Source organism: uncultured Bifidobacterium sp. (assembly GCF_945269915.1).
GTDB classification, from domain to species: domain Bacteria; phylum Actinomycetota; class Actinomycetes; order Actinomycetales; family Bifidobacteriaceae; genus Bombiscardovia; species Bombiscardovia indica.
Genome location: NZ_CALYOY010000007.1, coordinates 21,618 through 46,710 on the forward strand (window position 1 = coordinate 21,618; position 25,093 = coordinate 46,710).

At 61.5% G+C, this 25,093-nt stretch carries 33 protein-coding genes and 1 tRNA gene; 3 read left to right on the forward strand and 31 right to left on the reverse strand.

Annotated features, from left to right (window positions below; translation table 11 throughout):
- Positions 1-29 precede the first annotated feature (29 nt).
- Together Q0K62_RS02275 and Q0K62_RS02280 are read right to left on the reverse strand one after the other, a co-directional pair.
- Positions 30-1,622 carry a DUF5605 domain-containing protein gene (locus tag Q0K62_RS02275; RefSeq protein ID WP_297316363.1) on the reverse strand — a complete coding sequence of 531 codons (1,593 nt, stop codon included), beginning with the start codon at positions 1,620-1,622 and terminating at the stop codon, positions 30-32.
- A 156-nt stretch (positions 1,623-1,778) separates the two neighbouring features.
- A complete protein-coding gene (locus Q0K62_RS02280) occupies positions 1,779-2,375 on the reverse strand; it encodes a TetR/AcrR family transcriptional regulator (RefSeq protein WP_297316364.1) in 597 nt (198 codons plus the stop codon).
- Between the two features lie 332 nt (positions 2,376-2,707).
- Between Q0K62_RS02280 and Q0K62_RS02285 the strand changes: the two genes are divergently transcribed.
- A complete protein-coding gene (locus tag Q0K62_RS02285) occupies positions 2,708-3,982 on the forward strand; it encodes an MFS transporter (protein ID WP_297316365.1) in 1,275 nt (424 codons plus the stop codon).
- Between the two features lie 106 nt (positions 3,983-4,088).
- Here Q0K62_RS02285 and Q0K62_RS02290 read toward each other — a convergent pair whose 3' ends face one another.
- The 27 genes from Q0K62_RS02290 to Q0K62_RS02420 all read right to left on the reverse strand — a co-directional run bounded on the left by Q0K62_RS02290 (position 4,089) and on the right by Q0K62_RS02420 (position 21,316).
- Positions 4,089-4,661, reverse strand: coding sequence for an adenylate kinase (locus tag Q0K62_RS02290; RefSeq protein ID WP_297316366.1), 573 nt, complete (start codon positions 4,659-4,661; stop codon positions 4,089-4,091).
- Between the two features lie 211 nt (positions 4,662-4,872).
- A complete protein-coding gene (gene secY / locus Q0K62_RS02295) occupies positions 4,873-6,201 on the reverse strand; it encodes a preprotein translocase subunit SecY (protein ID WP_297316367.1) in 1,329 nt (442 codons plus the stop codon).
- Between the two features lie 175 nt (positions 6,202-6,376).
- Positions 6,377-6,841 (reverse strand): 50S ribosomal protein L15, encoded by a 465-nt coding sequence (gene rplO / locus Q0K62_RS02300; RefSeq protein WP_297316368.1) that lies wholly within the window; start codon positions 6,839-6,841, stop codon positions 6,377-6,379.
- A 2-nt stretch (positions 6,842-6,843) separates the two neighbouring features.
- The gene (rpmD, locus tag Q0K62_RS02305) at positions 6,844-7,029 is read right to left on the reverse strand and encodes a 50S ribosomal protein L30 (protein ID WP_297316369.1); all 186 of its coding nucleotides are present in this window, start codon (positions 7,027-7,029) and stop codon (positions 6,844-6,846) included.
- Positions 7,029-7,787, reverse strand: a complete 759-nt coding sequence (gene rpsE / locus Q0K62_RS02310; RefSeq protein ID WP_297316370.1) for a 30S ribosomal protein S5 — start codon at positions 7,785-7,787, stop codon at positions 7,029-7,031. The genes rpmD and rpsE overlap by 1 nt, the downstream gene beginning before the upstream one ends.
- Positions 7,784-8,155 carry a 50S ribosomal protein L18 gene (rplR, locus tag Q0K62_RS02315; protein WP_297316371.1) on the reverse strand — a complete coding sequence of 124 codons (372 nt, stop codon included), beginning with the start codon at positions 8,153-8,155 and terminating at the stop codon, positions 7,784-7,786. Before rplR ends, rpsE begins: the two co-directional genes overlap by 4 nt.
- Before the next feature lies 1 nt (position 8,156).
- Positions 8,157-8,696 carry a 50S ribosomal protein L6 gene (gene rplF, locus Q0K62_RS02320; RefSeq protein WP_297316372.1) on the reverse strand — a complete coding sequence of 180 codons (540 nt, stop codon included), beginning with the start codon at positions 8,694-8,696 and terminating at the stop codon, positions 8,157-8,159.
- Positions 8,697-8,712: 16 nt separating this feature from the next.
- Entirely contained in the window at positions 8,713-9,111 is a 399-nt protein-coding gene (gene rpsH, locus Q0K62_RS02325; RefSeq protein ID WP_220236261.1) for a 30S ribosomal protein S8, read from the reverse strand.
- 80 nt (positions 9,112-9,191) lie between these two features.
- Positions 9,192-9,377: a type Z 30S ribosomal protein S14 gene (locus Q0K62_RS02330; protein ID WP_015022346.1), complete on the reverse strand. Its 186-nt coding sequence runs from the start codon at positions 9,375-9,377 to the stop codon at positions 9,192-9,194.
- 1 nt (position 9,378) lies between these two features.
- Positions 9,379-9,951 carry a 50S ribosomal protein L5 gene (gene rplE, locus Q0K62_RS02335; RefSeq protein ID WP_297316373.1) on the reverse strand — a complete coding sequence of 191 codons (573 nt, stop codon included), beginning with the start codon at positions 9,949-9,951 and terminating at the stop codon, positions 9,379-9,381.
- A complete protein-coding gene (gene rplX, locus Q0K62_RS02340) occupies positions 9,948-10,283 on the reverse strand; it encodes a 50S ribosomal protein L24 (RefSeq protein WP_297316374.1) in 336 nt (111 codons plus the stop codon). Before rplX ends, rplE begins: the two co-directional genes overlap by 4 nt.
- A gap of 1 nt (position 10,284) precedes the next feature.
- Positions 10,285-10,653 carry a 50S ribosomal protein L14 gene (gene rplN, locus Q0K62_RS02345; RefSeq protein WP_297316375.1) on the reverse strand — a complete coding sequence of 123 codons (369 nt, stop codon included), beginning with the start codon at positions 10,651-10,653 and terminating at the stop codon, positions 10,285-10,287.
- Positions 10,654-10,730: 77 nt separating this feature from the next.
- Positions 10,731-10,997 carry a 30S ribosomal protein S17 gene (gene rpsQ / locus Q0K62_RS02350; protein WP_033490658.1) on the reverse strand — a complete coding sequence of 89 codons (267 nt, stop codon included), beginning with the start codon at positions 10,995-10,997 and terminating at the stop codon, positions 10,731-10,733.
- 2 nt (positions 10,998-10,999) lie between these two features.
- Positions 11,000-11,263: a 50S ribosomal protein L29 gene (gene rpmC, locus Q0K62_RS02355; protein WP_297316376.1), complete on the reverse strand. Its 264-nt coding sequence runs from the start codon at positions 11,261-11,263 to the stop codon at positions 11,000-11,002.
- Positions 11,263-11,682, reverse strand: a complete 420-nt coding sequence (rplP, locus tag Q0K62_RS02360) for a 50S ribosomal protein L16 (RefSeq protein ID WP_297316377.1) — start codon at positions 11,680-11,682, stop codon at positions 11,263-11,265. Before rplP ends, rpmC begins: the two co-directional genes overlap by 1 nt.
- Before the next feature lie 3 nt (positions 11,683-11,685).
- Positions 11,686-12,531, reverse strand: a complete 846-nt coding sequence (gene rpsC / locus Q0K62_RS02365) for a 30S ribosomal protein S3 (RefSeq protein WP_297316378.1) — start codon at positions 12,529-12,531, stop codon at positions 11,686-11,688.
- Entirely contained in the window at positions 12,531-12,890 is a 360-nt protein-coding gene (gene rplV, locus Q0K62_RS02370; protein WP_297316379.1) for a 50S ribosomal protein L22, read from the reverse strand. Before rplV ends, rpsC begins: the two co-directional genes overlap by 1 nt.
- Positions 12,891-12,911: 21 nt before the next feature.
- Positions 12,912-13,190, reverse strand: coding sequence for a 30S ribosomal protein S19 (gene rpsS / locus Q0K62_RS02375; RefSeq protein ID WP_015022355.1), 279 nt, complete (start codon positions 13,188-13,190; stop codon positions 12,912-12,914).
- A gap of 15 nt (positions 13,191-13,205) precedes the next feature.
- A complete protein-coding gene (gene rplB / locus Q0K62_RS02380) occupies positions 13,206-14,036 on the reverse strand; it encodes a 50S ribosomal protein L2 (protein ID WP_297316380.1) in 831 nt (276 codons plus the stop codon).
- Between the two features lie 35 nt (positions 14,037-14,071).
- Positions 14,072-14,374 carry a 50S ribosomal protein L23 gene (gene rplW, locus Q0K62_RS02385; protein ID WP_297316381.1) on the reverse strand — a complete coding sequence of 101 codons (303 nt, stop codon included), beginning with the start codon at positions 14,372-14,374 and terminating at the stop codon, positions 14,072-14,074.
- A gap of 5 nt (positions 14,375-14,379) precedes the next feature.
- Positions 14,380-15,054, reverse strand: coding sequence for a 50S ribosomal protein L4 (gene rplD / locus Q0K62_RS02390; protein WP_297316382.1), 675 nt, complete (start codon positions 15,052-15,054; stop codon positions 14,380-14,382).
- 4 nt (positions 15,055-15,058) lie between these two features.
- Positions 15,059-15,712: a 50S ribosomal protein L3 gene (gene rplC / locus Q0K62_RS02395; protein ID WP_297316383.1), complete on the reverse strand. Its 654-nt coding sequence runs from the start codon at positions 15,710-15,712 to the stop codon at positions 15,059-15,061.
- A gap of 16 nt (positions 15,713-15,728) precedes the next feature.
- The gene (gene rpsJ / locus Q0K62_RS02400; protein ID WP_006295278.1) at positions 15,729-16,037 is read right to left on the reverse strand and encodes a 30S ribosomal protein S10; all 309 of its coding nucleotides are present in this window, start codon (positions 16,035-16,037) and stop codon (positions 15,729-15,731) included.
- A 366-nt stretch (positions 16,038-16,403) separates the two neighbouring features.
- Positions 16,404-19,133, reverse strand: coding sequence for a bifunctional acetaldehyde-CoA/alcohol dehydrogenase (adhE, locus tag Q0K62_RS02405; protein ID WP_297316384.1), 2,730 nt, complete (start codon positions 19,131-19,133; stop codon positions 16,404-16,406).
- Between the two features lie 356 nt (positions 19,134-19,489).
- Positions 19,490-19,981: a 30S ribosomal protein S9 gene (gene rpsI, locus Q0K62_RS02410; RefSeq protein WP_297316385.1), complete on the reverse strand. Its 492-nt coding sequence runs from the start codon at positions 19,979-19,981 to the stop codon at positions 19,490-19,492.
- Positions 19,982-20,002: 21 nt separating this feature from the next.
- The gene (gene rplM, locus Q0K62_RS02415; protein WP_297316386.1) at positions 20,003-20,452 is read right to left on the reverse strand and encodes a 50S ribosomal protein L13; all 450 of its coding nucleotides are present in this window, start codon (positions 20,450-20,452) and stop codon (positions 20,003-20,005) included.
- Positions 20,453-20,650: 198 nt separating this feature from the next.
- Positions 20,651-21,316, reverse strand: coding sequence for an AbrB family transcriptional regulator (locus Q0K62_RS02420; protein ID WP_297316387.1), 666 nt, complete (start codon positions 21,314-21,316; stop codon positions 20,651-20,653).
- Between the two features lie 108 nt (positions 21,317-21,424).
- Here Q0K62_RS02420 and Q0K62_RS02425 point away from each other — a divergent pair, with 108 nt between their 5' ends.
- Complete coding sequence (locus tag Q0K62_RS02425; protein ID WP_297316388.1) at positions 21,425-22,063, forward strand: YigZ family protein; 639 nt, start codon at positions 21,425-21,427, stop codon at positions 22,061-22,063.
- A gap of 105 nt (positions 22,064-22,168) precedes the next feature.
- Here Q0K62_RS02425 and Q0K62_RS02430 read toward each other — a convergent pair.
- A tRNA-Ser gene (locus Q0K62_RS02430) sits at positions 22,169-22,255 on the reverse strand.
- A gap of 307 nt (positions 22,256-22,562) precedes the next feature.
- Here Q0K62_RS02430 and dinB point away from each other — a divergent pair.
- Positions 22,563-23,834, forward strand: coding sequence for a DNA polymerase IV (gene dinB / locus Q0K62_RS02435; RefSeq protein WP_297316389.1), 1,272 nt, complete (start codon positions 22,563-22,565; stop codon positions 23,832-23,834).
- A 104-nt stretch (positions 23,835-23,938) separates the two neighbouring features.
- Here the strand turns inward: dinB and dapC are convergent, their stop codons facing one another.
- Positions 23,939-25,072 carry a succinyldiaminopimelate transaminase gene (gene dapC / locus Q0K62_RS02440; protein ID WP_297316390.1) on the reverse strand — a complete coding sequence of 378 codons (1,134 nt, stop codon included), beginning with the start codon at positions 25,070-25,072 and terminating at the stop codon, positions 23,939-23,941.
- Between the last annotated feature and the right edge of the window lie 21 nt (positions 25,073-25,093).

Below are 25,093 nucleotides of genomic sequence, written 5' to 3' on the forward strand. Positions count from 1 at the left end.
CTCCTCTACCGCTTCCCCGACACACCATCCTAGGCGACTCTGCTGAGTCGGACTGCCATGTACTGGCGCTGTCCCAGATTGACCCGGATCCGATCCCGACATTCTTCAGGCAGTGTCGTCACGGTCATGTTCCAGGTGTCAATCACATCAACCTTGTAGCGATGCCCCTCGGGAAGGGCGAACTCACGGTAGAGCGGCTGATACCAGCCGAAATAGACCAGGCTGTAATCAACGCCGCTACGAATCACAGGAACATCCCAGTACTGGCCGGCCTTCTCCCAGGCTGCATCACTGACGGCATTCGGGGCCTTGGGTGAGGACAGGGGCCAGACGGCATCCTGGGGCGTTCCCGCATCCAGGGGAGTTGCATCCCGTGGCATCTGCTCAAAGATGTCACGCATGAAGGCGATACGGGCAGGTGACTCCCCATGCAGACGACCTCCATGCGCCCACCAGATCTGAGGGCCCTTGTCGATGAAGGTCTCACCATGTGTTACATACCCGCACCTCATGCAACCCTGCCAGAACCGGCGCACCATCTCCTGGGCGGAGAGATTTCCCCAGCCCCAGTAAATGTTGCCCTCGTATCCTGCTTCATCACAGATTACGGGCTTGTGAAAGCGCTGCCTCCAATCCTCGATGTCCTCGGTGGTCCTGGTCACGTCCGTGCGCTGGATGGAACAATGGGTGCACCAAGGCTCGTTGTAATCGTATATCGTGAGGCAGTTGTGGATGGAGCGCAGATGGCCGAATGCATCGTCTGCCATAACGACCCTTGCATAGCTGCGCCAATCCTCGAGGGACTTGTAGGGCATGAGGTCATATTCATTGGCGAGTGACCACCAGACGTTCTTGTAGGCACCATATCTGCGGGCCATATAACTCAGATAGAACCTGTCCTCGTCGGTGGTCATCCTGGAGAACCCCCACTCCGGCTTGTCATAGGGATGCAAAAGGATGACGTCCGCCTGAATGCCAAGCTGGTCGAGCTGGGTTATGCGCCTGTCGAGATTCTCGAAGAAGTCCTCGTTGAACCTGCTGTGGTCAAACCCCTGGGCCATGGAACCCTGATAAGCGAACATGGGTGGATCGGCCGTGTTGAAGTCATAAAACTTGGGAAAGACACACATACGCACCTTATTGAAAGGCGATGTGGCCAGGGTCTGCAGGGTCTGGTCCTGAACGGCAGTGTCCTGGCTAATCCAGGCATAGCATGTGGTGCCGAAGGGGACGTAATCAGTGCCGTCCTCGTAAGCGAAGCGAAAGGGCAGCTCCCTGCCGTATACCTGGGCCCGCTCCCCTGAAACCACGTCCTTGGCCGGGAGGACACGACCGTGGTTTTCGCCTCGGGCCGGTGCGGCCTCAAGAGTACCCTGACAGTCATCCAGATTCGGATCATTGCTGTGGGTTTCGTAGGTCCACAAGCCGGTTGTCAATGGCATGAACCTGATGGAAAAATGCCCCTTGCCGCGATAAAATCCCTTGACGCTGATCAGCTCACCGGTTTCCCGCGAACGGAAATCCGCCCTAAGCTGCGTCTCGACGTACGGGTTTCCCCGCTCGCTCCCCTGAAGGTTGATTTCATATAAGCCATATTGCTCTGTTGCCTCTGACTCTGTCATGATTCTGCCTCTCCTGAACCGGCGCACACCAACGTGCGCCTTATATACGGTTGTGGTAACCGATAAGCCCTGGATACCGGAACTGATCTAGTTATTATTAGTTACTGACGAGTAATTTAATTGAAGAGACAAGGACTGTCAACTAGAGGACGTGTCTCAGCGATACCCGGCCCAGATCGGCAGAGGGAAAAGGTAATCAGCGTAGCGATCCCACTCGGCCAGGAAATCGATGGTTTCAGGATTGGCCAGCCAGCGTCCCTCCAGGCCATACATGGCGGCATTGGCCAGCATATAGACGAACTCTCCATCCACCCCGTCGGGAAGGGCCCACTCATGCCTGTTGTATAAATCCGCCATGCGGGCAGGGCGGCTCGCAAAGTAATCATGAGCGGGATGATCGGGGGCCATGGCCTCGGAATTGAGCATCTCGAAGACCCTGACCAATTCAGGTTGACGCACATTCTGCTCAACCACGCACCTCAGCGCTTGGGGAATCCTGGGGAGCCGGCCAGCCATGGGGCCATTGTCTTCAAACTGTCCAAGGTAGGAATCAATGGCATCATCGCGATCGTAGTGTCGCTCAACGACCGCAATAAGGAGGCCCCGCTTACTCTTGACCCTATGGATCACCGCCGTCTGGGATATCCCTATCTCCTTGGCGACATCCTGCAGGGACATCCCGTAGTAGCCTTTTTCGCCGATCAGCCGTACGGCTACATCAACTATCTGCTCGAAGCGGTCCTCCGCACTCATACGCCTGGGATGGACAGGATGAGCCTGTTCACCACCGATCAGACGACTGATACTGGCTCGCTCTTCATCTTCCACAACCACACGACCAGACCCGCCTCTACCTGATTCGTCGGTGCTCTCCGGCATCCCAGTCTCCCCTCTCAACCCGAACAGACAAGACACAGACTGATTGTATTGGACCAGTATGAGAATCCAAATGAATTGAAGCCTTTATACCCAGTTTTTTGACAAGAGGTAAGGCACCGCCTATATTCTAAGTTACTTAGTAGTAATGGCTAACTACTAACCGGAACAGTGTTGTACCGATTCTTCAATGCCAAGGAAGGTGCGGGATGGAAACAGCAATTACAAACAAGGACGAACTGGCACCAGATACAGGCAAGCCAGTCAGCACATTGAATCTTGGACGTTTCGGCGCTGGATTCATATTCTTCTGCATCGTATTCATGATGTCCGGCACCATCGGCTCCACAGTTCTCCTCCCTGCCCGGTTCAACACCTTGGGCATTGGTCAGGGGGAAACGATCCTGGGCACGATGAATTCCATCGGTATCATCTTCGCCTTGATATCGAACGTGATCTTCGGCGCCTTGTCGGACGCCTCCAACAGCAGATTCGGCAAGCGCACCCCTTGGATCATCATTGGTGGCCCCATAGCCGGTATCGGGTTCTACCTGACCTCGATCTCACCTACGCTGGTCACCATCGTTGCCTCCTGGTCGCTGCTCCAAATCGGACTGAACTGCATGCTGGCACCTTGCGTGGCCATCCTGTCGGACCGAATCCCACAGAAGTACCGAGGCACCATGAGCGCCTTCTATGGAGCCGGCCAGATCGTCGGACAATCGCTTGGCACAATCATAGGTTCCGCTTTCATCAAGACCCCGACTGTCGGATTCCTTATAGGCACCATCTGCTGGTTCCTTTGCGGTGTGGGGACCGTCTTGCTGATTCCTCGCGAACTGCCCGGCAAGACCGCCGAGAACGAGCGCTTCAGCCTCAAACAGGTCATCGTCCAGTTCAGGCCCCCCACTCAAGGGGCCAGTGATTTCTACAAGGCCCTGATCGGCCGGTTGATGATGATCTTCGGCTACAACATGATTGTGGGCTATCAGCTCTACATCTGCATGAAGTACATCAAACAGAGCGACACGGTGGCGGCATCCACCGTGTCGACCATGGCCGTTATCACCATGTTCGTCTCCCTGGCTGTCTCCCTTCTGTCCGGCCCCCTTTCGGACAGAATCGGCAAGCGCAAGATCCCGGTCTTCATCTCCTCGGTCATCATCGCCGTTGGCATCGCCGTCCCCTGGCTCTGGCCCACCAAGATTTCGATGATGATCTATGCAGCGGTCATGGGACTCGGATACGGCATCTACATGGCCGTCGACCAGGCCCTGAACGTTGATGTCCTTCCCAATCCTGATGAGGCCGGCAAGGATCTGGGCATCCTCAACCTGGCCAACACCCTGGGCCAAGTCATCGCCCCCATCGTCACCTCATCCATCGTGGTTGCCACGGGTGGCTACTTCCTGGTCTTCCCGGTCGCCATGGCTGCCGTCTTGGTTGGTGCAGTGGTCATCATGTTCATCAAGAAGGTCCAGTAATCCATATTCCGCTAAACGAAAGGGTACGAACCATCCTATCTGCGGTTCGTACCCTTTGCTATCGACGCTCTGGAGGTGCCAGAAAGGATAAATACCCTCCGCGCCTTCAGCGCCTGTCCAGCTCGTCGACGATTGCCTTGGAGATCTGGTCGACCTCCCCCTGACCGTCCACGGCCACCAGGAGACCCCGTGACCTGTAGGTGTCCAGGAGGGGTGCGGTCTCCTTGGCATAGATGTCCAGACGCTTGGCGATGGCCTCAGGGGTGTCGTCGGCACGACCCTCCTCCTCGGCCCTCTTGGCGATGCGTTGCATAAGGATGTCGTGGTCCGCGTCCAGGGCCACCACGGCCGTCAGTGGGGTGCCCAACTCCTGGAGCATCTGGTCCAGGGCCTCGACCTGGGTGGCGGAACGAGGGTACCCGTCCAGGATCCATCCATGGGAGGCGTCATCCATGCCCAGGCGGTCCTTGACGATCTTGTTGGTCAGCTCGTCGGGCACCAGTTCACCCTTGTCGGTATAGGCCTTGGCCTGTTTGCCCAGATCGGTCCCGTTCTTCAGGTTGTACCGGAAGATGTCACCGGTGGAGATGGCCGGAATCCCGTAATGCTTGCTGAGCAGGGCCGCCTGCGTGCCCTTTCCGACTCCCTGAGGTCCCATGATCAACAGTCGCTGTGCCATTCCTTGTCCTTTGCTTGATTCCTTGCTTTTCCGGTCCTCAGCGAATCGTCCGCCGGAACCCTCACCTACGTATGCTAGTGATTGCCCGGTCCAAGAGGGCGGACCGGTTCCCGAATTCAAGAAGGTCTGGTCAACGGACCGTACGAAACCGCTGGCCAGACCTTTCAGAGTCTGTGGTCGAATCCTCCCGAGGGGGACCCGGTCGGAGGGTTCAGCCCTCCTTGTGGTCACCTTCCAGGAGGAAACCGGTGTACTGGAATTGTTCGGTCTGTGCCTTGGCCTGGCGCAGGGTGTCCAGACCGACGCCCGCGATGATCAGGATGGTGGTGCCTCCGAAGGGCAGCTTGGAATTGATCTTGAGCAGCATGATCAGGACGGTGGGAATCAGGGCCACGAAGAGCAGGTAGATGGCACCCACGGTATTCAGCCTGTTCATGACATAGTTCAGATACTGGCTGGTGGCACGTCCGGCCCTGACACCGGGGATGAAGCCACCGTATTCCTTCATGTTGTCTGCTGTCTCGTCCGGGTTGAAGGTGATCGAGGTGTAGAAGAAGCAGAAGAAGACGATCATGACCGAGTACAGGACGATGTACCAGACCGAGGTGGTGTCGGCCAGATTCGCGTCGATCCACTTGACCCAGTTCTGATCGGACTTGCCGAACTGGGCGATCAGGGTGGGGATGGCCAGAATGGACGAGGCGAAGATGGGTGGGATGACGCCGGACATGTTGATCTTCAGGGGAAGGTAGGTGGATGATCCGCCATACATCTTCCTGCCGATCATGCGCCTGGTGTACTGGACCGGGATACGGCGCTGGGCCAGCTCCACGAAGTCCACGAAGATCAGGATGAAGACCAGGACAGCCACTACGATGCCGAACTTGGTCCAGTCGCCGTTCTTGCCGTTGGTGCCCCAGCCGATGTTCCAAAGCTGCGGCAGGAATCCGGAGCAGATGGAGGTGAAGATCAGGACCGACATACCATTGCCGATACCCTTGTCGGTGATGAGCTCGGCCATCCACATGATCAGGCCGGTGCCGCCGGTCATGATCAGGACCATGACGATCAGGTTCCAGACCGAGCTGTCGGGGATGACCTGGCTCTGGCATGCCCCATTGAAGAGGGCGCCGGACCTGGCGGTGACCAGGATGGTGGTGGACTGGAGGATGGCCAGGCCGATGGTCAGATACCTGGTGTACTCGGTGAGCTTGGCCTCACCCGACTGGCCCTCCTTGTGCAGGGCCTCGAACCGAGGGATGACCACACGCAGCAGCTGAACGACGATGGATGCCGTGATGTAGGGCATGATGCCCAGTGCGAAAATGGAGAGCTGGAGGAGTGCGCCACCGGAGAACAGGTTGACCAGGCCTATGAAGTCCTCATTGCCGGCTGTGGTGATGCACTTCTGCACAGCGGGGTAATCCACTCCGGGGGTCGGTATGAATGAACCGATCCGGTAGATGATGATGATACCAAAGACGAAGAGGATCTTGTTCCTCAGCTCCTTGGTTCTGAAGGCCTGGATTAACGTCCTCACCTAAGTTCCTTCCCTACCGCGCCTGAGTTCTCCATAAGCCGCGCTCATCCTTGTGCTCCGACCAGCATAACCGATGGGTCTGTCAACCTTGGTCGAATCTGGAATCGGCCCTCGCCCGTGAGACGGGGAGGGCCGATGAACCATGTCCTGCCGTGCAGGTCAGTCCCTCCGATACTCAGTCTTCGGAGATGGACCCGCCTGCAGCCTCGATCTTGCTCCTGGCAGAGGCCGAGGCCTTCATGCCCTTGAGGGTGAAGGCCGTCTTGGCCTCACCTTCCCCGAGGACCTTGACCGGGTAACCCTTGCGGACCGCTCCGCCCTTGACCAGGTCGTCGACGGTGATCTCGCCGCCCTTGGGGAAGAGCTCGCTCAGTGCCCCAAGGTTGACGACCTGATACTGCTTCTTGAACGGGCTGCGGAATCCGCGCAACTTGGGCAGCCTCATGTACAGAGGCAGCTGGCCGCCTTCGAATCCTGGACGCACCTGGTAACGCGCCTTGGTACCCTTCATGCCACGGCCCGAGGTCTTGCCCTTGGACCCTTCGCCTCGGCCCACACGGATGCGGTCGCGCTTGGCTCCGGGAGCCGGACGCAGATCGTGCATCTGCAGGATCGTAGGCTCTTGCTTCTCGCTAGCCATTGTCAGTCAGCCTCCTCTACGGTGACCAGGTGGCGGACCTTATTGGCCATGCCCCTGTAGACGGGCGTATCCTCACGGATGACGGACTGCCCGATCTTGTGCAAACCAAGGGACTTGACGTTTTCCTTCTGGCGTGCAGTCGAATGCACCAGGCCCTTGGTCAGTGTGATCTTGATCTGCTTGGCCATCACTCACCTGCCTTAGCGTCATCGTTGGCCTTTTCCTTGGCCTCTTCACGCTCCTTACGGGCCTCGGCGATGCCGGCTGCGCGGGCACGGAGCAGGGAGTCGGGAGCGACCTCTTCCAGGGGCAGACCACGGCGGGCCGCGATCTCCTCGGGTTCCTCCAGCTGCTTGAGTGCATCCACAGTGGCGCGGACCATGTTGACGGCCGTTGCGGATCCCATGGACTTGCTGAGGATGTCGGTGATGCCGGCGCACTCCAGGACGGCGCGGACCGGGCCACCGGCGATAACGCCGGTACCGGGGGCCGCAGGCCTCAGGAGGACGGTGCCTGCCGCATCATGGCCGATCACCGGGTGGGTGACGGTGCCGCGGATGCGGGGAACCGTGAACATGTGCTTCTTGGCGTCCAGCTGGCCCTTGGAGATGGCAGCAGGAACCTCACGGGACTTGCCGTAGCCGACCCCGACGGTGCCCTTGCCATCGCCCACGACCACCAAAGCCGCAAAGCTGAAAGTACGTCCACCCTTGTGGACCTTGGACACACGGTTGATGGTCACGACCTTGTCCAGGAGCTCGTCACCACGGCGGTCGTCGCGATCGCGACGACCACGGCGACCGTCACGACGGCCATCGTGGGAGCCGCCGCGACGACCGCCACGGCGATCATCGTTCCGGTCGTTCCTGCCACCCCGGCCGGACTGAGTGTTCTTGGAATCTACAGTCACCTGGGTTGCTTCCTTCGTGTTCTCATTGTCGCTCACAGTGCCAAACCTCCCTCTCGGGCGCCTTCCGCAACCGCTGCGACCCTGCCATGGTACTTGTTGCCGCCACGGTCGAAGACGACGGCGGTGATGCCGGCATCCTTGGCCTTGGCTGCAATCTGTTCGCCCACCTTGCGGGCGGCTTCGGTCTTGGTCCCCTTGAAGGAGGAGTAGTCCGAGGCCATCGTCGATTCGCTGACCAGGGTGACCCCCTTGGAGTCATCGACTATCTGGGCGATCATGTTGCGGTTGGTACGGGTGACCACCAGGCGAGGGCGCTCGGCGGTTCCCACCACGTGCTTGCGCAGACGGGCGTGACGACGCAGGCGGGCGACCTTCTTGCCTTTACCTAGAATCGTGACTGTCATATCACTTACCAGCCTTTCCGGCCTTGCGCATGATGTGCTCATCGGCGTACTTGATGCCCTTGCCCTTGTAGGGTTCGGGGGCGCGCAGGCGGCGGATGTTGGCCGCTGCCTGGCCGACGGCCTGCTTGTCGATACCGGAAACGATGACCTCGTTGGCGTTCGGGGTCTCGAACGTGATGCCCTCCGGGGGGTTCACGGTGATGGTGTGCGAGTAACCCAGAGAGAACTCCAGGCCCTTGCCCTTGGCCACCACGCGGTAACCGGTACCCACGATCAGCAGGTGCTTGTTGTATCCTTTGGAGACACCCTCGACCATGGAAGCCACGATCGAGCGGCTCAGGCCATGCTTGGCCCGGGTGGGACGCTCATCATCGACGGGGGTCATGATGATCTGGTTGTCCTCGACCTTGCCGACCACCCCGTCGGGGATGGTGTAGCTGTCTGAACCCTTTGGACCCTTGGCCGTGAATTCCTGGCCCCTGATGGACACCTCCACACCCGCCGGTACGGCGATGGGGAGCTTACCAATATGCGATGCCATGTTCAGCTCTCCTTTCTCACCACACGTAGGCGACGATCTCGCCACCAATGCCCCGGTCGAGGCATTCCTTCTGGGTCATCAGTCCCGAGCTGGTCGAGATGATGGCGATTCCCAGCCCGCCCAAGGGCATGGGCAGGGAATCCGACTTGGTGTACCGACGCAGACCGGGCTTGGAGACACGCTTGATTCCCTGAATGGACTGGCGGCCATCGGGACCGTACTTGAGCGTGATCTCCAGATCCTGCCCGACGCGCGCCTCCTTGGCGCGGTAATCGGCGATGAAGCCTTCGCGCTTGAGAATCTGCGCGATGTTCGCCTTGAATTTGGAGTACGGCATGTCGACTGTTTCATGCTTGGCCGCACTCGCATTGCGCAGACGTGTGAGCATGTCTGCGATGGGATCTGTCATTGTCATGTGGGCTTATGCCCTTCCTCGCCGTGGTTTCCGCCGCCGTGCAGATTCCTGCTGCGACCGCGGACCTTCAGCGTCGATCTTTACCAACTGGACTTCGTAACTCCGGGCAGCTCGCCGCGGTGGGCCTTCTCTCGAAGGCAGATGCGGCACAGGCCGAACTTGCGATAGACGGAATGAGGACGACCGCAGACCTGGCAGCGCGTGTAGCCACGCACCTTGAACTTCGGCTTGCGTGCCGCCTTGTTTCTCAGAGCGGTTTTTGCCATATCAGTTCTCCTTGAAGGGGAAGCCGAGCTGCTTGAGCAGTGCCCTGGCCTCCTGATCGTTCTTGGTGGAGGTCACCACGGTGATATCCATACCACGCTGGTGATCGATCTGATCGGGATCGATCTCGTGGAACATGGACTGCTCCGTGAGACCGAAGTTGTAGTTGCCCTGACCGTCGAACTGACGGTCGCTGATGCCGCGGAAATCGCGGATACGGGGCAGGGCCAGGGTCAGCAGACGGTCCAGGAACTCCCACATGCGCACGCCGCGCAGGGTGACGTAGGCGCCGATGGCCTGGCCTTCACGCAGGTGGAACTGAGCCACCGACTTCTTGGCCTTGGTGATCTTGGGCTTCTGGCCGGTGATGGCCGTCAGGTCCTTGACCGCACCCTCGATCAGCTTGGAGTCCCGAGCCGCGGCACCCACACCCATGGAGACCACGATCTTCTCGATCTTGGGGACCTGCATGGGGTTGGAGAAGCTGAACTCCTTCTCCAGCTCGGGCACGATCTGCTCGCTGTACTGCTGCTTCAAACGAGGGACTGCCGGTGCTTCAACGGTTGTATCGCTCATGACAGCTCCTTGCCTGACTTCTTCGCGAAGCGGGTGCGCACGGTCTTGACCTTGCCGTCACGCGCCTCCTCCTTGATGTTGACGCCGATACGGGTCGGCTTCTTGGTCTCGGGGTCGATCACCATCACGTTGGAGCGATGAATCGGGGCCTCGGTGGGGACGATGCCCGACTCCTGGCCCTGCTGGGTCGCCTTGACGTGCTTCTTGACGATCTGGACACCCTCGACGATCAGACGGTCGTTGGGGAGGATCCTGAGGACCTTGCCCTCCTTGCCGCGATCCTTGCCGCGGATGACCTTGACCTGGTCGCCTGTCTTGATCTTGGCCACCATCTCAGATCACCTCCGGTGCGAGGGACACGATCTTCATGAAGCGCTTGTCGCGCAGTTCACGACCGACCGGCCCGAAGATACGAGTGCCGCGGGGTTCACGGCCATTACCCAGAATGACCGCCGCGTTCTCGTCGAACTTGATGTAGGAGCCGTCGGGACGACGGTGCTCCTTGACTGTGCGGACGACGACCGCCTTGACGACCTCGCCCTTCTTGACCGACCCGCCGGGAATGGCATCCTTGACGGTGGCGACGATGACGTCGCCAATGCCGGCATAGCGACGCTTCGACCCGCCGAGCACGCGGATGGCCAGAATCTCCTTGGCACCCGTGTTGTCGGCGATATGAAGCCGCGATTCCTGCTGAATCATTGATTCTCCTTAGCCGCGCTGGTTCTCCGCAGACACCCTGCCCGAGGACGGATGGATGCGGAGCCTGGCCGAACTTGTTACTTGGCGCGCTCGACGATGGAGTCGAGACGCCAGCGCTTGGTCTTGCTCAGAGGCCGAGTCTCCATGATACTCACGAAGTCGCCAACATGCGCCTCGTTCTTTTCATCATGCGCCTTGACCTTGCGGTTGCTGCGGACGACCTTGCCGTACAGGGGGTGGGTCGAACGCTGCTCCAGCTCGACGGTGATGGTCTTGTCCATACCGTCGGAGACGACATATCCGGTGCGTACCTTGCGGAAGTTGCGCTCCTGCTTGTCAGCCATGCTTACTTCTCCTCAGCTTTGCTATCGGCCTCTGCTTCGGAGGGCGCCTGGCTGATGCCCAGTTCGCGCTCGCGCAGCACCGTGTACATCCTGGCGATGTCGTGCTTGACGGCCTTGAGGCGGGAGGTGTTCTCCAGCTGGCCCGTGGCGGACTGGAAGCGCAGGTTGAAGAGTTCTTCCTTCGACTTCTTCAGGAAGTCCTCGATCTCCGCATCGGTCTTCTCGTTCAGATTCTTGATGGAATATTCGGCTGTTCCGACTGACATCAGATGTCACCGCCTTCACGTGCAATAATCCGGCACTTCATGGGGAGCTTGTCGACTGCACGACGGAGGGCCTCACGGGCCACATCCTCCGAGACGCCGCCGATTTCGAAGAGCACCCTGCCGGGACGGACATTGGCCACCCAGAACTCGGGCGCCCCCTTGCCGGAACCCATTCGGGAACCGAGGGCGTGCTTGGTCAGGGGCCGATCGGGGAAGACCGTGATCCAGACACGACCGCCACGCTTGATGTAGCGGGTCATGGCGATACGGGCAGCCTCTATCTGACGGTTGGTCAGGTAAGCCGGAGCCAGGGCCTGAATGCCAAAATCGCCGAAGGCGATCTCGTTGCCGCCCTTGGACATGCCCGAACGACCGGGACGATGCTGCTTGCGGTATTTAGTCCTCTTTGGGATAAGCACAGCTCACTCCTTTGCTTCCGTTGCGACGGGGGCCGCTGCGGTCTGTTCCTCAGCTGCCGCCGGCGGAGTCGCCACACCGCTGTTCTCCTGGGCTGCGTCCTGCTCGCGACGGGTGCGACCCTCGGCGGGGCGGGCACCACGGCGGGGACGACGGTCCCCCCGACGACCGGGACGGTTGTTCTGCTGAGCCTGCTGCTCCTCGAACTCACGCTCGGTCATGTCGCCCTTGTAGATCCAGACCTTGACGCCGATGCGACCGTAGGTGGTCCTTGCCTCGAAGAAGCCGTAATCGATCAGGGCGCGGAGGGTCTGCAGGGGTACACGGCCCTCGCGGTAGAACTCCGAACGGCTCATTTCGGCTCCACCCAGGCGGCCGGAGAGCTTGATCCTGATGCCCTTGGCCCCGGCGCGCATGGCGTCCTGCTGGGCCTTGCGCATGGCACGACGGAAGGTGACGCGGTTGGTCAGCTGCTCGGCGATGCCCTGGGCGACCAGCTGGGCATCGATCGAGGCGTTCTTGACCTCGAAGATGTTCAGCTGAACCTGCTTGCCGGTGATCTTCTCCAGCTTGGCGCGGACGCGCTCGGCCTCGGCACCGCGACGGCCGATGACGATGCCCGGCCTGGCGGTGTGGATGTCGACGCGCACCCGGTCACGGGTCCGCTCGATGACGATCTTGGAAACGCCGGCGCGCTCCAGATCCTTGTTCATCTCCTTGCGGATCCTGTCGTCCTCAAGCACGAAGTCGCTGTAGCGCTCCCCCGGCTTGTGGGAGTCGGAGTACCACTTGCTGCGGTGCTCTTCGGTGATGCCGAGTCGGTACCCAAACGGGTTGATTTTCTGCCCCATTACCGGGCTCCTTCCTTGTCGGCCACCACGACGGTGATGTGGCTGGTCCGCTTGTTGATGCGGGCCGCACGACCCTGGGCGCGGGCACGGAACCTCTTCAGGGTGGTGCCTTCGTCCACATAGGTCTCACGAACCACGAGCTCGTTCTCACGGAAAGGCTCATTGGCCTTGTCCGCCTTGACACGGGCGTTGGCGATGGCGCTCTCCAGGCACTTGCGGACCGGAATGGCCGCATCCTGGGGGGCGAACTTCAGAATGGTCACGGCCTCGGTCGCCTGCTTGCCTCGGATGAGGTCGACGACGCGGCGAGCCTTGCGCGGCGTCACGCGGACGTGACGTGCAATTGCCTTAGCTTCCATGTGTCTCTACTCTCCCTCGCCTCAGCGGCGTGCTTTCTTGTCGTCCTTCACGTGACCCCTGAAGGTCCGGGTGGGGGCGAACTCGCCGAGCTTGTGGCCGACCATGGCCTCGGTGACGAAGACCGGGACATGCTTGCGGCCATCGTGCACAGCGAAAGTGTGCCCGATGAAGTCCGGGGTGATCATGGAACGACGGGACCAGGTCTTGATGACGTTCTTGGTGCCCTTTTCGTTCTGCTCGTCGACTTTCTTCTGCAAGTGGGCGTCGACGAATGGGCCCTTCTTGATGCTACGAGTCATCTGTTCGGCACTCCCTTACTTGCGGTTCTTACCATTTGGACGGCGGCGCACGATCATCTTGTTGGATGCCTTCTTGGGCCTGCGCGTACGGACCTCGCCCTTGCCCCAAGGAGACACTGGCGGCTTGCCACCACGAGTGCGTCCACCATGCGGGTGGTCGACGGGGTTCATGGACTCACCACGGGTGATCGGTCGGCGACCGAGCCAACGTGCACGACCGGCCTTGCCGAGCTGGATGTTGGCGTGGTCGGAGTTGCCGACCTCACCGACGGTAGCGCGGCAGCGGGCGTCGACGTTGCGAATCTCACCCGAGGGCATACGCAGCTGGGCGTATGCACCGTCCTTGGCGACCAGCTGAACGGCCGCACCGGCGGAGCGGGCGATCTTGGCACCGCCAAGTGGCCTCAGCTCGATGGCGTGGACGATGGTGCCGGTCGGGATGTTGCGCAGGGGCAGGTTGTTGCCCGGTTTGATATCGGCCTTGGGACCGGTCTCGATGGCGTCACCCTGCTTGATGCCCTGAGGAGCAATGATGTAGCGCTTCTCACCGTCTGCGAAGTGCAGGAGGGCGATGCGTGCCGAGCGGTTGGGATCGTACTCGATCTCGGCAACCTTGGCGGGCACGCCGTCCTTGTCCCAGCGACGGAAGTCGATGAGACGGTACTGGCGCTTGTGGCCACCACCGCGATGACGGCTGGTGACCCGACCGTAGGAGTTGCGTCCACCGGTCTTGCTGAGCTTGCGAACCAGCGACTTCTCGGGCTTGGAGCGCGTGATTTCGGCGAAGTCCGAAACCGATGCGTTGCGACGGCCCGCGGTCGTCGGCTTATATGTACGGATAGCCATAATGTAGTTCTTCCTTAACTTTTCTCGGCTAGCCTTCAGTTACCACTACCGAAGACATCGATCGACTGCCCCTCGGCCACCTTGACGATGGCCCGCTTCTCGCTGGCACGCTGGCCGTATCCGGTACGGGTACGGGTGCGCTTGCCCTTGCGGTTCAGGGTGTTGACCGACGTGACCTTCACATTGAAGATCTGCTCGATGGCCTGCTTGATGGCCACCTTGTTGGCGGAAGGATCCACCACGAAGGTGTACTGGCCGCGGTCCGAGTTGGCATAGCTCTTCTCGGAGACGACCGGGCGCAGGATGATGTCGTGCGCGGGCTTGTGGATTGCTGCCATGTGAATCAGGCCTCCTTGACGGTCTCGGACTTGGTGTCGCCCCTGGAAGCCAGGAAGGCGTCGAAGCCGTCCTTGCTGAAGACGACATCCTCGGCGGTGACCACGTCGTAGGTGTTGAGCTGATCGGCGAAGAGGACATGCACGGTGGGCAGGTTCCTCACGGAGAGCCACTCGTTGATGTTCTCACGGGAGAGCACGATGGTCGTGAAGCGGTTCTCGACCAGGGGCAGGAGTGCCGCCTTGGCGGCCTTGGTGGACGGGGTCTCACCGATGCCGAAATCAACCACGTGGATGCGCCCTGCATTGGCCCTGTCGGAGAGGATGTAGCGCAGTGCCGCAGCCTTCATCTTCTTGGGGGTGCGCTGGGAGTAGTCGCGGGGCTGGGGTCCATGGACCACGGCACCACCGGCCCACTGGGGGGCGCGGATGGAGCCCTGACGAGCACGGCCCGTGCCCTTCTGCTTCCAAGGCTTGCGACCGCCACCGGAGATGGTGGAACGGGTCTTGACCGAGTGGGTGCCCTGGCGGGCCGCGGCCAGCTGGGCCACGACGACCTGGTGGATCAGGGGCACATGGGCCTGGACCTCATCCTCGGCGATGCCGAAGATGTTCTCGGGGGCCTCAACCTTGCCGGCTGCCTTGCCCGTGGCGTCCGTGATGTTCAGAGTCAGCTTAGCCATGATTTCAGGCTCCCTTCACTGCCGAACGGACCAGGACGATGGCGCCGCGGGGGCCGGGGACGGCACCCTTGATGGCGATGACGCCCTTCTCGGCATCCGCGGAGACGATGGTCAGGTTCTGGACCGTCGAGGTGTCGTGACCCATGCGGCCGGCCATCCGCTTTCCCTTGAGGATGCGGCTGGGGGTTGCGCATGCGCCCACGGAACCGGGACGACGTTCGTTCTTGTGCGAACCGTGGGTACGGCGGTAGGACTTGAAGCCCCAGCGCTTGATGGTGCCCGCGAAGCCCTTGCCCTTGGTGGTGCCGGTCACATCGACCTCGCTGCCCTCGGGCAGCAGGTCCAGACCGAGCTCCTGGCCGGGCTGGTAGCTCTCGGCGTCACCGGTGCGCACCTCTACCAGGTGGCGGCGCGGGGTCACACCGGCCTTGGCGAAATGACCTGCCAGGGGCCTGGTCACCTTGGTGGGGTCGATCTGGCCGTAGCCGATCTGGATGGCCTGGTAGCCGTCCTTTTCCTCGTTCTTGACCGCGGTCACCACGTTGGTGGAGACATCCACCAGGGTCACCGGGACGAAGAAGCCGTTCTCATCCCAGACCTGGGACATGCCCAGCTTGCGGCCCAGGAGAGCCTTTCGGTTCCTCTGCTCTTCAGCCATACGGTTTCCTCCTCCCTTACAGCTTGATTTCGATGTTGACGTCCGCCGGCAGATCGATGTGCATCAGCGAATCCACCGCCTTGGGCGTGGGATCCACGATGTCGATCAGGCGCTTGTGGGTGCGCATCTCGAAGTGCTCGCGGGAGTCCTTGTACTTGTGAGGAGAACGGATGACGACATACACGTTCTTCTCAGTCGGCAGCGGAACGGGGCCAACAACCGTTGCGCCCGCGTTCGTCACCGTCTCGACGATTTTCTTCGCCGATTGGTCGATGACCTCATGGTCATAGGACTTTAGCCTGATGCGGATTTTCTGTCCCGCCATTGCCGTCCGCCCTTTCTAGCGATCTATATAACTGGTTATCCAACCTGTTGCAAGGGCATCGAGGGCCGGGACTCAGCGGGTTTTCCACCCGGCAAGCCAAAACCGCATCCATGCACAGCCAACAGGAACCCAGTGGGGTAGGTTCCCGTGCTGCACCCGCTATTGTGAATTACAAATGTGCGAGCCCAAAACAGGCAACTTCCTTATTTAACCACGAGGGTACCCCTAGCATAATCCGGGCGTGTCGCACGGGCTTTGACCCCGGAGCCCGTCCGTACCATGGCTTTGGGCATGGCAAGGCCGGTCTCTCCACCGGGAGTTCACTCTCGGTGGAGAGACCGGCCGGTCGATCATGCACTGGGCAGGTCAGATGCGCTGTGAGGCCTCTTCGGTGGCCGCCTCGCCCTCCCTGCTGACACGCAGACGGTGTCCCTCCTCCTGGGGGACGCCGTAGTAGGCGGCGATGGCGATGTCCTTCATGTCCTCGATCAGGGGGATCCGGGGGTTGGCCGGGGTGCACTGGTCTTCGTAGGCACGCATGCCGATCTGGTCCAGGACGCTCCAGAAGTAGTCCTCGTTCACACCGGCGGCCTGGAAGGACCTGTCCATGCCCAGCTTCTGGTCACGGTAGTCCTCGACGGCCTGGGCCAGGAGTTCCACACCCTCCTCGGGCGAGGAGGACTCGATGCCCAGGACGTGGGCCAGCTCCTGGTAGCGCTCGGCGGCGATGTACTCGCTGTATTTGGGCCAGGAGGTGGGCTCCTGAGGAATCTGCCCGTTGTAGCGGATCACGTAGGGCAGGAGGATGGAGTTGGTCCGGCCATGGGCGATGTGGCAGAGGGCGCCGATGGTATGGGCCATGCCGTGGCACATGCCCAGGAAGGCCGACCCGAAGGCCATGCCGGCCATGGTGGCCGCGTTGTGCATCTTCTCCTGGGCCCGGATCTTGGTCCTGCCGCCCTCGGTGCCGACCGAAACCGCCAGGTTGTCCCAAATCAGCTTGGCGGCCCTCAGGGCCATGGCGTCCGTGTAGTCGTTGGCGTAGACCGAGACGAAGGCCTCCATGCAGTGGGTCAGGGCGTCGAAACCGGAATCCGAGGCCAGGCGCTTGGGCTGGGTCCGGGCCAGGACCGGGTCCACGATGGCCACACTGGGGGTCAGGGCGTAATCGGTGATCGGGTACTTGTAGCCGGTCTTGTGGTCGGTGATGACCGCGAAGGGGGTCACCTCGGAGCCGGTGCCCGAGGAGGTGGGGATGCAGACCAACTTGGCCTTGGTTCCCAGCGGCGGGATCTTGAAGGCCCTCTTGCGGATGTCGAAGAACTTCTCGCGCACGTCGGCGAAGGAGATCTCCGGGTGCTCATAGAGGAGCCACATGATCTTGGCCGCGTCCATGGGGCTGCCGCCGCCCACGGCGATGATGGTGTCGGGACCGAACTCGTCACGCATCATCTCGGCTCCACGCTCCACGGTCTCGACGCTGGGCTCGGGCTCCACGTAGTCGATGATCCTGAAGGTGACGGACTCGGGGCGCGCCCGCAGCTGATCGATGATCTTGTCGATGATGCCCAGCTGCTCCATGACCTTGTCGCAGACGATGACGGCGCGGTGGATGCCGAACATGTCACGCAGGTACCGCACGGAATTCGGCTCGAAGTAGGTCTTGGGCGGCACCTTGAACCACTGCATGTTGTTGTTCCTCCGAGCTATGCGCTTGACGTTGATCAGATTGACCGCCTGGACGTTACCAGCCACGGAGTTTCCGCCATAGGAGCCGCAGCCCAGGGTCAGGGAGGGGGCGATGGAATTGTAGATGTCACCGATCCCACCCAGGGAGCTGGGCTGGTTCCAGACGATCCTGCAGGCGTGCATGCGCAGGCCGAACTCACGCACCAGTTTCTCGTTGTCGGTGTGGATGGCGGCTGTATGACCGGCACCGAAGTGGAGCATCTGCTCACACATGGTGAAGGCTTCCTCCTTGTTGCCGGCCCTGAGGACGGCCTGTACCGGGGCAAGCTTCTCCAGGGTCAGGGGTTCCATCTCGCCGACCTCCTGGCATTCGGCCGCCAGGATGGTCACATCCTCGGGGACCTCGAAGCCGGCCTCATGGGCGATGAACTGGGGCGATTTACCGGGAACCACCGAGTTCAGCTTGGGAGCGGGGGCGTCCTTGCCGGCGTAGGCGGTGACTCCGAACATGTACTGCTCCAGCTTGGCCTTCTCCTCCTTGTTGACGAAGTAGGCACGGCGGCGCTTCATCTCGTCCACCACCCGGTCGTAAACGTCCTGGTGGGCGATGATGGCCTGCTCGGTGGCGCAGATCATGCCGTAATCGAAGTGCTTGGAGAGAATCAGGTCGTTGACCGCCCTGGGCACGCACACGTCCTTGTCGACGTAGGCGGGGGCATTGCCGGCGCCGACGCCCAGGGCGGGCTTGCCGGAGGAGTAGGCGGCCTTGACCATGCCGGGGCCGCCGGTGGCCAGGATGGTGGCCACACCCGGGTGCTTCATCAGGGCCCCGGTGGCCTCGACGGAGGGGTGCTCGATCCACTGGATGCAATCCTCGGGGGCACCGGCCTCAATGGCCGCGTCACGGACGATCCTGGCGGCCTCCACGGAGCATTTCTGAGCGAAGGGATGGAAGCCGAAGACGATCGGGCAGCGGGTCTTCAGGGCGATCAGGGACTTGAAGATGGCCGTGGAGGTCGGGTTGGTCACCGGGGTGACACCGGCCACCACACCAACCGGCTCGGCCACCTCGATGATGCCGTCCACGTCGTTCTCGTTGATGACGCCGACCGTACGCTGCTTGGCGAGGTGGTTGGTCACATGCTCGCAGGCGAAGATGTTCTTGGTGGCCTTGTCTTCGACCAGGCCTCGCCCGGTCTCCTCGACGGCCAGCTTGGCCAGGACCAGATGCTTGTTGAGGGCGGCGATGGAGGCCTTGGCGACGATCCGGTCGACCTGGGTTTGATTGAGCTCCTCAAATTTCTCCAGGGCAGCCTGTGCCCTGGTCACCAGGGCATCAACCTCCTTATCGGGGCTGACCGTCGCAGCTTTCTCCCGCTTGGCGGAAGCCCCCGTATTGGTGTGCATATTCTTCTTGTCCGAGACCACATGCCCCCCTTAATGAGCAGTTGTCAGGTATCCGGAAAACCGGACGACCCTATGTCTACCAGCCATACAGCAACGCCGGTATGGTGATCAAGGTCACAATATAGCGAAGAGGGGCTACCAAATCGGCCCTGAGAGTGGCGACGTTCGTTTGTAGCGTGTCGTGTGGGGAATCGTTCCGTTTCTGGTTAATACGTAACAGTTTCCGTTCAGTTTCACGTTCGGTTCCAACCACTGCTCGTATTGGGACACCCGGGATCTGAGACGCACCGAGACGGGTCCGAACATACAAAACCCGCGGCCCGAAGGCCGCGGGTTCGTAAGGGGTGACCTGCCGGTCAGCGCTTGGAGAACTGAGGAGCGCGACGTGCCTTGTGCAGACCGGCCTTCTTGCGCTCCACGACGCGGGCGTCGCGGGTCAGGAATCCGGCCTTCTTCAGGGCGGGACGGTTGGCGTCACGGTCGATGGCGTTCAGGGCGCGGGCCACACCCAGGCGGATTGCGCCTGCCTGGCCGGTCACGCCGCCGCCGTCGACGCGGACGATGATGTCGAACCTGTTCTCGAGCTTGAGCAGGACGATCGGCGAGTTGACCTCGCGCTGGTGCAGACGGCTGGGGAAATACTCCTCCAGGGTGTGCCCGTTGATGGTCCACTTGCCGGATCCGGGGACCAGTCGCACACGGGCGACGGCCTCCTTGCGGCGGCCGGTGCCGTAGCCCGGCTCGATGGCGGAGGTTCCGGTGCCGGCACCGGCGTTGGTCTCCGAAGTGTAGGAAGCTGCGGTCTCCTCGGACTCGAGAACCGCGGAGCTGTTGTTGTTTTCAGCCATGATGATCTATCTCCTCTGGTTCTACTTGGCCTGCTGAGAGACCTGGTGGATCTCGTAGGGAACGGGCTTCTGGGAGGTGTGGGGATACTCCTCACCCGCGAAGACACGCAGGCGGGTCAGCTGGACCTTGGCCAGCTTGTTCTTGGGAAGCATGCCCTTGACTGCGGTGGTGATGATCCGCTCGGGATTGTGCTGGAGCAGCTCGCCATAGGAGTCACGACGCAGACCGCCAGGACGACCGGAGTGGGTGTAGAGCACCTTGTCGTTCTTGTCGCCGGTCAGGGCGATCCTGGCCGCGTTGATGACGATGACGTTATTGCCCGAATCGGCATGGGGCGCGAAAGTGGGCTTGTTCTTGCCACGCAGAAGGTCCGCCACCTGGGTGGCCAGACGGCCCAGCACCACATCGGTGGCGTCGACTACATACCAGTCATGAGTCAGATCGGCTGGTTTCGGGGTGAAAGTCTTCACGATTCAACCTTTTCCTTGCATTGTGTTTCGGGCTCCCCGCTCTGCATGCTGCCATGCCGGCGAGAGGCCATATTATCCGTGGGCTCCCTGAAAGTCCTAGACGGCGAGTGGGAAAAGCGCTTTGAGGACCCCTTAGGGAAACACAACAATCCATAATTGTAACGCCTTAGCCCCGTTCGTCAAAACGCGAGTCGAACATTACCGGCCCAATCGCTCCTGGGCCGCATGGGCGACCTCGACACGGTCATCCCGGGCCAGGGTTCTGATGGTCTCTTCAGGGGTGGTGGGGTTCAGGGCCACGGCCCTGCGAACCATGGAGGCCAGAATCATCGGTCCGTCCTTCTCCTCTGAGACCCCCAACCCAGCCAGGTAATCCAGGGTGTCCGGATCGGTCGCCGGGTCCTGGGCACCCTCCAGGCGCATCTTCCATGAGGTCATGGGGTTGAGGAGGGCCGCTGCCCTGACCTGTGGGTCCTCGTCCTTGGTGAGGAGGCCCACCAGCCAGTTCTTGTCATCCCGGTTGGCAGCCACCGCCCGACGCACCTTCGGATCGGCATCCTGGGAAAGCTTGACCAGGATGTTGGGGAAGGGCATGGTCTCGGCCAGGAAGATCCTATCCTCGACCGGGGTGTGGCCGTTGCCTGCCACGGCCTCCAGGAGTGCCGTGAACCGGGAGAAGGCCGCCTGGTCCGCCCTGTCGGGCAGGGGTCGTCGGGCGAATTCATGCAGCTCATCCGCATCAATGGAGTGCCTCAGCCGCTCATAGAAGACGGTCAGTGCCTCGTGGGGCTTGTGGTCCTCCCCCCGGTCATCATTCGTCTGGTCCTGGGATTCTGGTTCCGGCTGGTCCTGGGGATTGGTCATGGTGCAAGCTTATGTCCACTCCATGATTTCCCTGACACTCCATGACGTATGGCCCTACCATGGAGGAAGACCATAGACCGAACGATCCTGAAGCCGGAGGGGACCGCCATGCAGACCATCCTGGACCCTTGCGACCACCCTTCCACCGGATCCCTGACCGACAGGAAGTCCGAGTTCATCGGGAACGCCTGCCACATTACGGACCAGGATACGGCCATGGACTTCGTTGAACAGATCCGTCTGGCCAACCCCAAGGCCCGGCATGTCTGCCACAGCGCCATCTGGGGTCCCCATGGGCACACCAGCGAGCGCATGAGCGATGACGGGGAACCCTCGGGCACTGCCGGCAAACCCATCCTCGAGGTGATGAGACGCCAGGACCTGACCGACTGCGTAGTCACCGTGACCAGGTACTTCGGTGGCATACTCCTCGGTTCGGGTGGGCTGATCCGCGCGTATTCCTCGGCCGCCTCCCTGGCCCTGGAGGCCGCCAGACCGGCCAGGATAGTGACCTCACGCCGGTACCGGATCTCGGTCGCCTACCCCGACCACGACCACCTGCGCCGACTCATTGAATCCGTCCAGGGCGGCATCGTCAAGGAGACCTTCACGGACAGGGTGACCATGACCTATGACATCCCCCTCGACCAGGTCGAGGGGTTCGGCAGGGCGCTGACCAATCTTCTCCAAGGCAGGGTGTCCCCCACCGAACTCGAGACCGTGCAGAGCCCGGTCCCCGCGCACTGATGGAACACCCGGCCCCATTTCACGTCCAAGGAAGGCAACCCCGGCTGACTGACACAACAATGAAAAACCGGGAACCGTTGGATATCAACGGTTCCCGGTCACTTGCGGAGACGAGGAGATTCGAACTCCTGGACCGCTTGCGCAGTCAACACCTTAGCAGGGTGCCCCTTTCGGCCACTCAGGCACGTCTCCCGGATCCAACCCTATCATCGGCATCAGGAGGACACCCGGATAAGGCCAGAACAAATCACCAGAATACCATCCCACCACGATGGGACTCGCCGAGCGGATTCCGGACAGCCACGCAGATCAATGCATGGCCCCGCAGAGAAGATCACCGCTGAATCCGGAGACGGCTCTTACCGGTTCCGAAGGCACCCGACTTGTATTCGTCATACGTATCTTGGATACTCACCTTTTTCCCTCAAGCCTTTCGACCAGCCGGCACTCGTTGGTTTTGTCCGGTGTTGTCATTGGGACCCCTGCCTATCATGGAACCATGAGCACCGCACCGAGGCTGGCATCCGCCAAGAGAGACTGGGGACATGACGAGACCGGATGCACCGTACTCCACATAGACATGGATGCCTTCTATGCCTCCTGTGAGATCGCCCGGCACCCGGAACTCAAAGGGAAGCCCGTCATCATCGGTACCGGCACCCGCTCCGTCGTCTCCGCGGCAAGCTATGAGGCCCGCCCCTACGGTGTCAACTCGGCCATGCCCGTCAGCAGGGCCCGTCGGCTCTGCCCTCAGGGGATCTTCCTGCCAGTCGACATGCCCTACTACCGATCCGTATCGCATCGGATCTTCGAGACGGTTTTCTCGCACATCACCGACCAGATCGAACAGGTCTCGGTGGATGAGTGCTTCATGGACGTGTCGGGCGCCCTGATGCAATGGGGGATGCCGACGGCCATCGCCCGGTGGATCCGCGCCACCGTGGCCAGGAACTTCAATGTGACCTGCTCGGTGGGCATCGCCACCAACAAGCTGGTGGCCAAGATGGCCTCGACCAACGCCAAGCCCAACGGGATGCTGCTCATTCCCAAGGCCCGACAGGCCGATTTCGTCCGGCTCATGCCCCTGAGGGGGATTCCGGGCATCGGGCCGGCCCTGGAAAAGCGCCTCAACGCCTGGGCCATCAGGAACGTGGCCGACCTGGCCAAGCTGAGCGAGCATGACCTGGTCAGGGCGACCGGTTCGGAAATCACGGCCAGGATGCTCTACCTTTCCGCCCGCGGCCAGGACCAGGGAAGGGTGCATCCCCGCCCCCCGGAGAAGTCCATCGGGGCCGAGCGCACCTTCCTGCACGACACGACCAGCATGGAGCAGGTCTGCCACCTCCTGCGCACCTGCAGCGACGAGGTGGCCACCAGCCTCAGGGCCCATGACCTGATCGCCCGGACCATCACTGTCAAACTGCGCTTCGATGACCTGCGGTATATGACCAAGGCCAAGACCCTCGAGATGCCCGTCAATTCGGCCAACCGCATCTACCCCCAGGCGGTCGTTCTACTCAAACGCATGCTGGGACTACCGGACCTGGCGCCGATGACCACCCCACTCCCCCGCCTGATTCGTCTGGCAGGTGTCAGCGCCTCCGGGCTGGGCCGGGTGGAGGAGACCCCCATTCAGCCATCCCTGGAGGATGTCATCGAGGAGAGCAGCCACAAGACCGGTTCAGGCACCCAGAGGATGGACCACGCAGAGGCCGCCATGGACACCATCAGGAACAGGTACGGCAAGGGGTCGGTGAAACTGGGGGTGTGAACCCCGCTGACCGGCAGGACCAGGCAGGGGCCGCACCAGGCGGAAAAGACCCGATCGAGGGCCATCCACAGTCAGTGATTCCCCTGGCAGACCGCCTGGAGGTGTCACTTGCCGAGCCGGTTCAGGACCAGGTCCAGGACGGCATCGCTGATTGTTGCCGAAAAACGCAGGTGGGTGGCATCCCCGTAGAATTCTCCCGGGCTGGGCAGGATACCCAGCCCGGCCAGGGTCTCCATGTCCTCCCAGCAGTCCCCACCCCGGGTCCCGACCCAGATATAGAGACCTCCCTGGGGCATGGTCGCCTGGTATCCGAATGATCGCAGTGCCGCAACCAGGTCATGGAGGCGACGGTAATAGCGGTCACGCTGGGTCTGGACGGCCTGCTGGTCGCCCAGGGCCGCCACCATGGCCGCCTGGACCGGTCCGCTGATGATCATTCCCATCTGCTTGCGGTAGGTGGCCATGGGCCCGAGGATGTCCGGGTCCCCGGCCATGAAAGCCGAACGGTAACCAGCCATGTTGGACTGTTTGGACAAGGAATACAGGCAGATCAGGCCTGCCGGGGACCCCTGGCAGACATCGGGGTCGAGAATGCAGGGAGCCGGTTCCCGGGCGGGGCCGCTCGGGGTCCAGGTCAGGAGGGCATAGCACTCGTCGCTCAAGACGACCGCGCCTATGGAGCGGGCGGCCCTGACGATGGCGGCAAGACCCTCGACATCGACCACATCGCCGGTCGGATTGGAGGGGGAATTGACCCAGATGGCTCTGACTCGGGGAATGGACACCCAGGAATCCACGTCGGCGGGATCGGTCACCGTAACAACCCGAGCCCCGGCCAGCTGGGTCCCGATGGCATAGGTAGGATAGGAAACGGCCGGCTGGACCACCACGTCACCCTCCCCCAGGTGAAGGAGGGAGGCCATCAGCGAAACGGCTTCTTTGGAACCGACCGTGGGCAGGAGCGCCGCCCCGCAGGAGGCCAGGTCGACACCGCGTTCATCCCTGAACCACCCGGTCAGGGCCTGACGGAGTTCGGGACTCCCGACGGTTGCGGGGTATCCATGGGCATCCTTTCCGTCGGCTGCGCGGGTCAGTCCCTCCCGGACGGAGTGGGGTACAGGGTCCACCGGGGACCCGACCGAAAGGTCGGCCAGGCCTCCGGGCCGGGTCGAGGCAATCTGACGGTAGCGGTCTATGCGCGACCAGTCATAGGGAGACGAGAAGGTCTGAAAGCCCATGGAACCCCCTAACGACGTGCT

What these genes read in the sequence shown, in the direction of transcription:
- Q0K62_RS02275 (WP_297316363.1), bottom strand. Translation starts at nt 1,622, where the DNA reads ATGACAGAGTCAGAGGCAACAGAGCAATATGGCTTATATGAAATCAAC.
- Q0K62_RS02280 (WP_297316364.1), bottom strand. Translation starts at nt 2,375, where the DNA reads ATGAGTGCGGAGGACCGCTTCGAGCAGATAGTTGATGTAGCCGTACGG.
- Q0K62_RS02285 (WP_297316365.1), top strand. Translation starts at nt 2,708, where the DNA reads ATGGAAACAGCAATTACAAACAAGGACGAACTGGCACCAGATACAGGC.
- Q0K62_RS02290 (WP_297316366.1), bottom strand. Translation starts at nt 4,661, where the DNA reads ATGGCACAGCGACTGTTGATCATGGGACCTCAGGGAGTCGGAAAGGGC.
- rplO (WP_297316368.1), bottom strand. Translation starts at nt 6,841, where the DNA reads ATGGCTAGCGAGAAGCAAGAGCCTACGATCCTGCAGATGCACGATCTG.
- rpmD (WP_297316369.1), bottom strand. Translation starts at nt 7,029, where the DNA reads ATGGCCAAGCAGATCAAGATCACACTGACCAAGGGCCTGGTGCATTCG.
- rplR (WP_297316371.1), bottom strand. Translation starts at nt 8,155, where the DNA reads ATGACAGTCACGATTCTAGGTAAAGGCAAGAAGGTCGCCCGCCTGCGT.
- rplF (WP_297316372.1), bottom strand. Translation starts at nt 8,696, where the DNA reads ATGGCATCGCATATTGGTAAGCTCCCCATCGCCGTACCGGCGGGTGTG.
- rpsH (WP_220236261.1), bottom strand. Translation starts at nt 9,111, where the DNA reads ATGACAATGACAGATCCCATCGCAGACATGCTCACACGTCTGCGCAAT.
- Q0K62_RS02330 (WP_015022346.1), bottom strand. Translation starts at nt 9,377, where the DNA reads ATGGCAAAAACCGCTCTGAGAAACAAGGCGGCACGCAAGCCGAAGTTC.
- rplE (WP_297316373.1), bottom strand. Translation starts at nt 9,951, where the DNA reads ATGAGCGATACAACCGTTGAAGCACCGGCAGTCCCTCGTTTGAAGCAG.
- rplX (WP_297316374.1), bottom strand. Translation starts at nt 10,283, where the DNA reads ATGGTGGCCAAGATCAAGACAGGCGACCAGGTCAAGGTCATCCGCGGC.
- rplN (WP_297316375.1), bottom strand. Translation starts at nt 10,653, where the DNA reads ATGATTCAGCAGGAATCGCGGCTTCATATCGCCGACAACACGGGTGCC.
- rpsQ (WP_033490658.1), bottom strand. Translation starts at nt 10,997, where the DNA reads ATGGCTGACAAGCAGGAGCGCAACTTCCGCAAGGTACGCACCGGATAT.
- rpmC (WP_297316376.1), bottom strand. Translation starts at nt 11,263, where the DNA reads ATGTCAGTCGGAACAGCCGAATATTCCATCAAGAATCTGAACGAGAAG.
- rpsC (WP_297316378.1), bottom strand. Translation starts at nt 12,531, where the DNA reads ATGGGGCAGAAAATCAACCCGTTTGGGTACCGACTCGGCATCACCGAA.
- rplV (WP_297316379.1), bottom strand. Translation starts at nt 12,890, where the DNA reads ATGGAAGCTAAGGCAATTGCACGTCACGTCCGCGTGACGCCGCGCAAG.
- rpsS (WP_015022355.1), bottom strand. Translation starts at nt 13,190, where the DNA reads ATGACTCGTAGCATCAAGAAGGGCCCATTCGTCGACGCCCACTTGCAG.
- rplB (WP_297316380.1), bottom strand. Translation starts at nt 14,036, where the DNA reads ATGGCTATCCGTACATATAAGCCGACGACCGCGGGCCGTCGCAACGCA.
- rplW (WP_297316381.1), bottom strand. Translation starts at nt 14,374, where the DNA reads ATGGCAGCAATCCACAAGCCCGCGCACGACATCATCCTGCGCCCGGTC.
- rplD (WP_297316382.1), bottom strand. Translation starts at nt 15,054, where the DNA reads ATGGCTAAGCTGACTCTGAACATCACGGACGCCACGGGCAAGGCAGCC.
- rplC (WP_297316383.1), bottom strand. Translation starts at nt 15,712, where the DNA reads ATGGCTGAAGAGCAGAGGAACCGAAAGGCTCTCCTGGGCCGCAAGCTG.
- rpsJ (WP_006295278.1), bottom strand. Translation starts at nt 16,037, where the DNA reads ATGGCGGGACAGAAAATCCGCATCAGGCTAAAGTCCTATGACCATGAG.
- adhE (WP_297316384.1), bottom strand. Translation starts at nt 19,133, where the DNA reads ATGCACACCAATACGGGGGCTTCCGCCAAGCGGGAGAAAGCTGCGACG.
- rpsI (WP_297316385.1), bottom strand. Translation starts at nt 19,981, where the DNA reads ATGGCTGAAAACAACAACAGCTCCGCGGTTCTCGAGTCCGAGGAGACC.
- Q0K62_RS02420 (WP_297316387.1), bottom strand. Translation starts at nt 21,316, where the DNA reads ATGACCAATCCCCAGGACCAGCCGGAACCAGAATCCCAGGACCAGACG.
- Q0K62_RS02425 (WP_297316388.1), top strand. Translation starts at nt 21,425, where the DNA reads ATGCAGACCATCCTGGACCCTTGCGACCACCCTTCCACCGGATCCCTG.
- dinB (WP_297316389.1), top strand. Translation starts at nt 22,563, where the DNA reads ATGAGCACCGCACCGAGGCTGGCATCCGCCAAGAGAGACTGGGGACAT.
- dapC (WP_297316390.1), bottom strand. Translation starts at nt 25,072, where the DNA reads ATGGGCTTTCAGACCTTCTCGTCTCCCTATGACTGGTCGCGCATAGAC.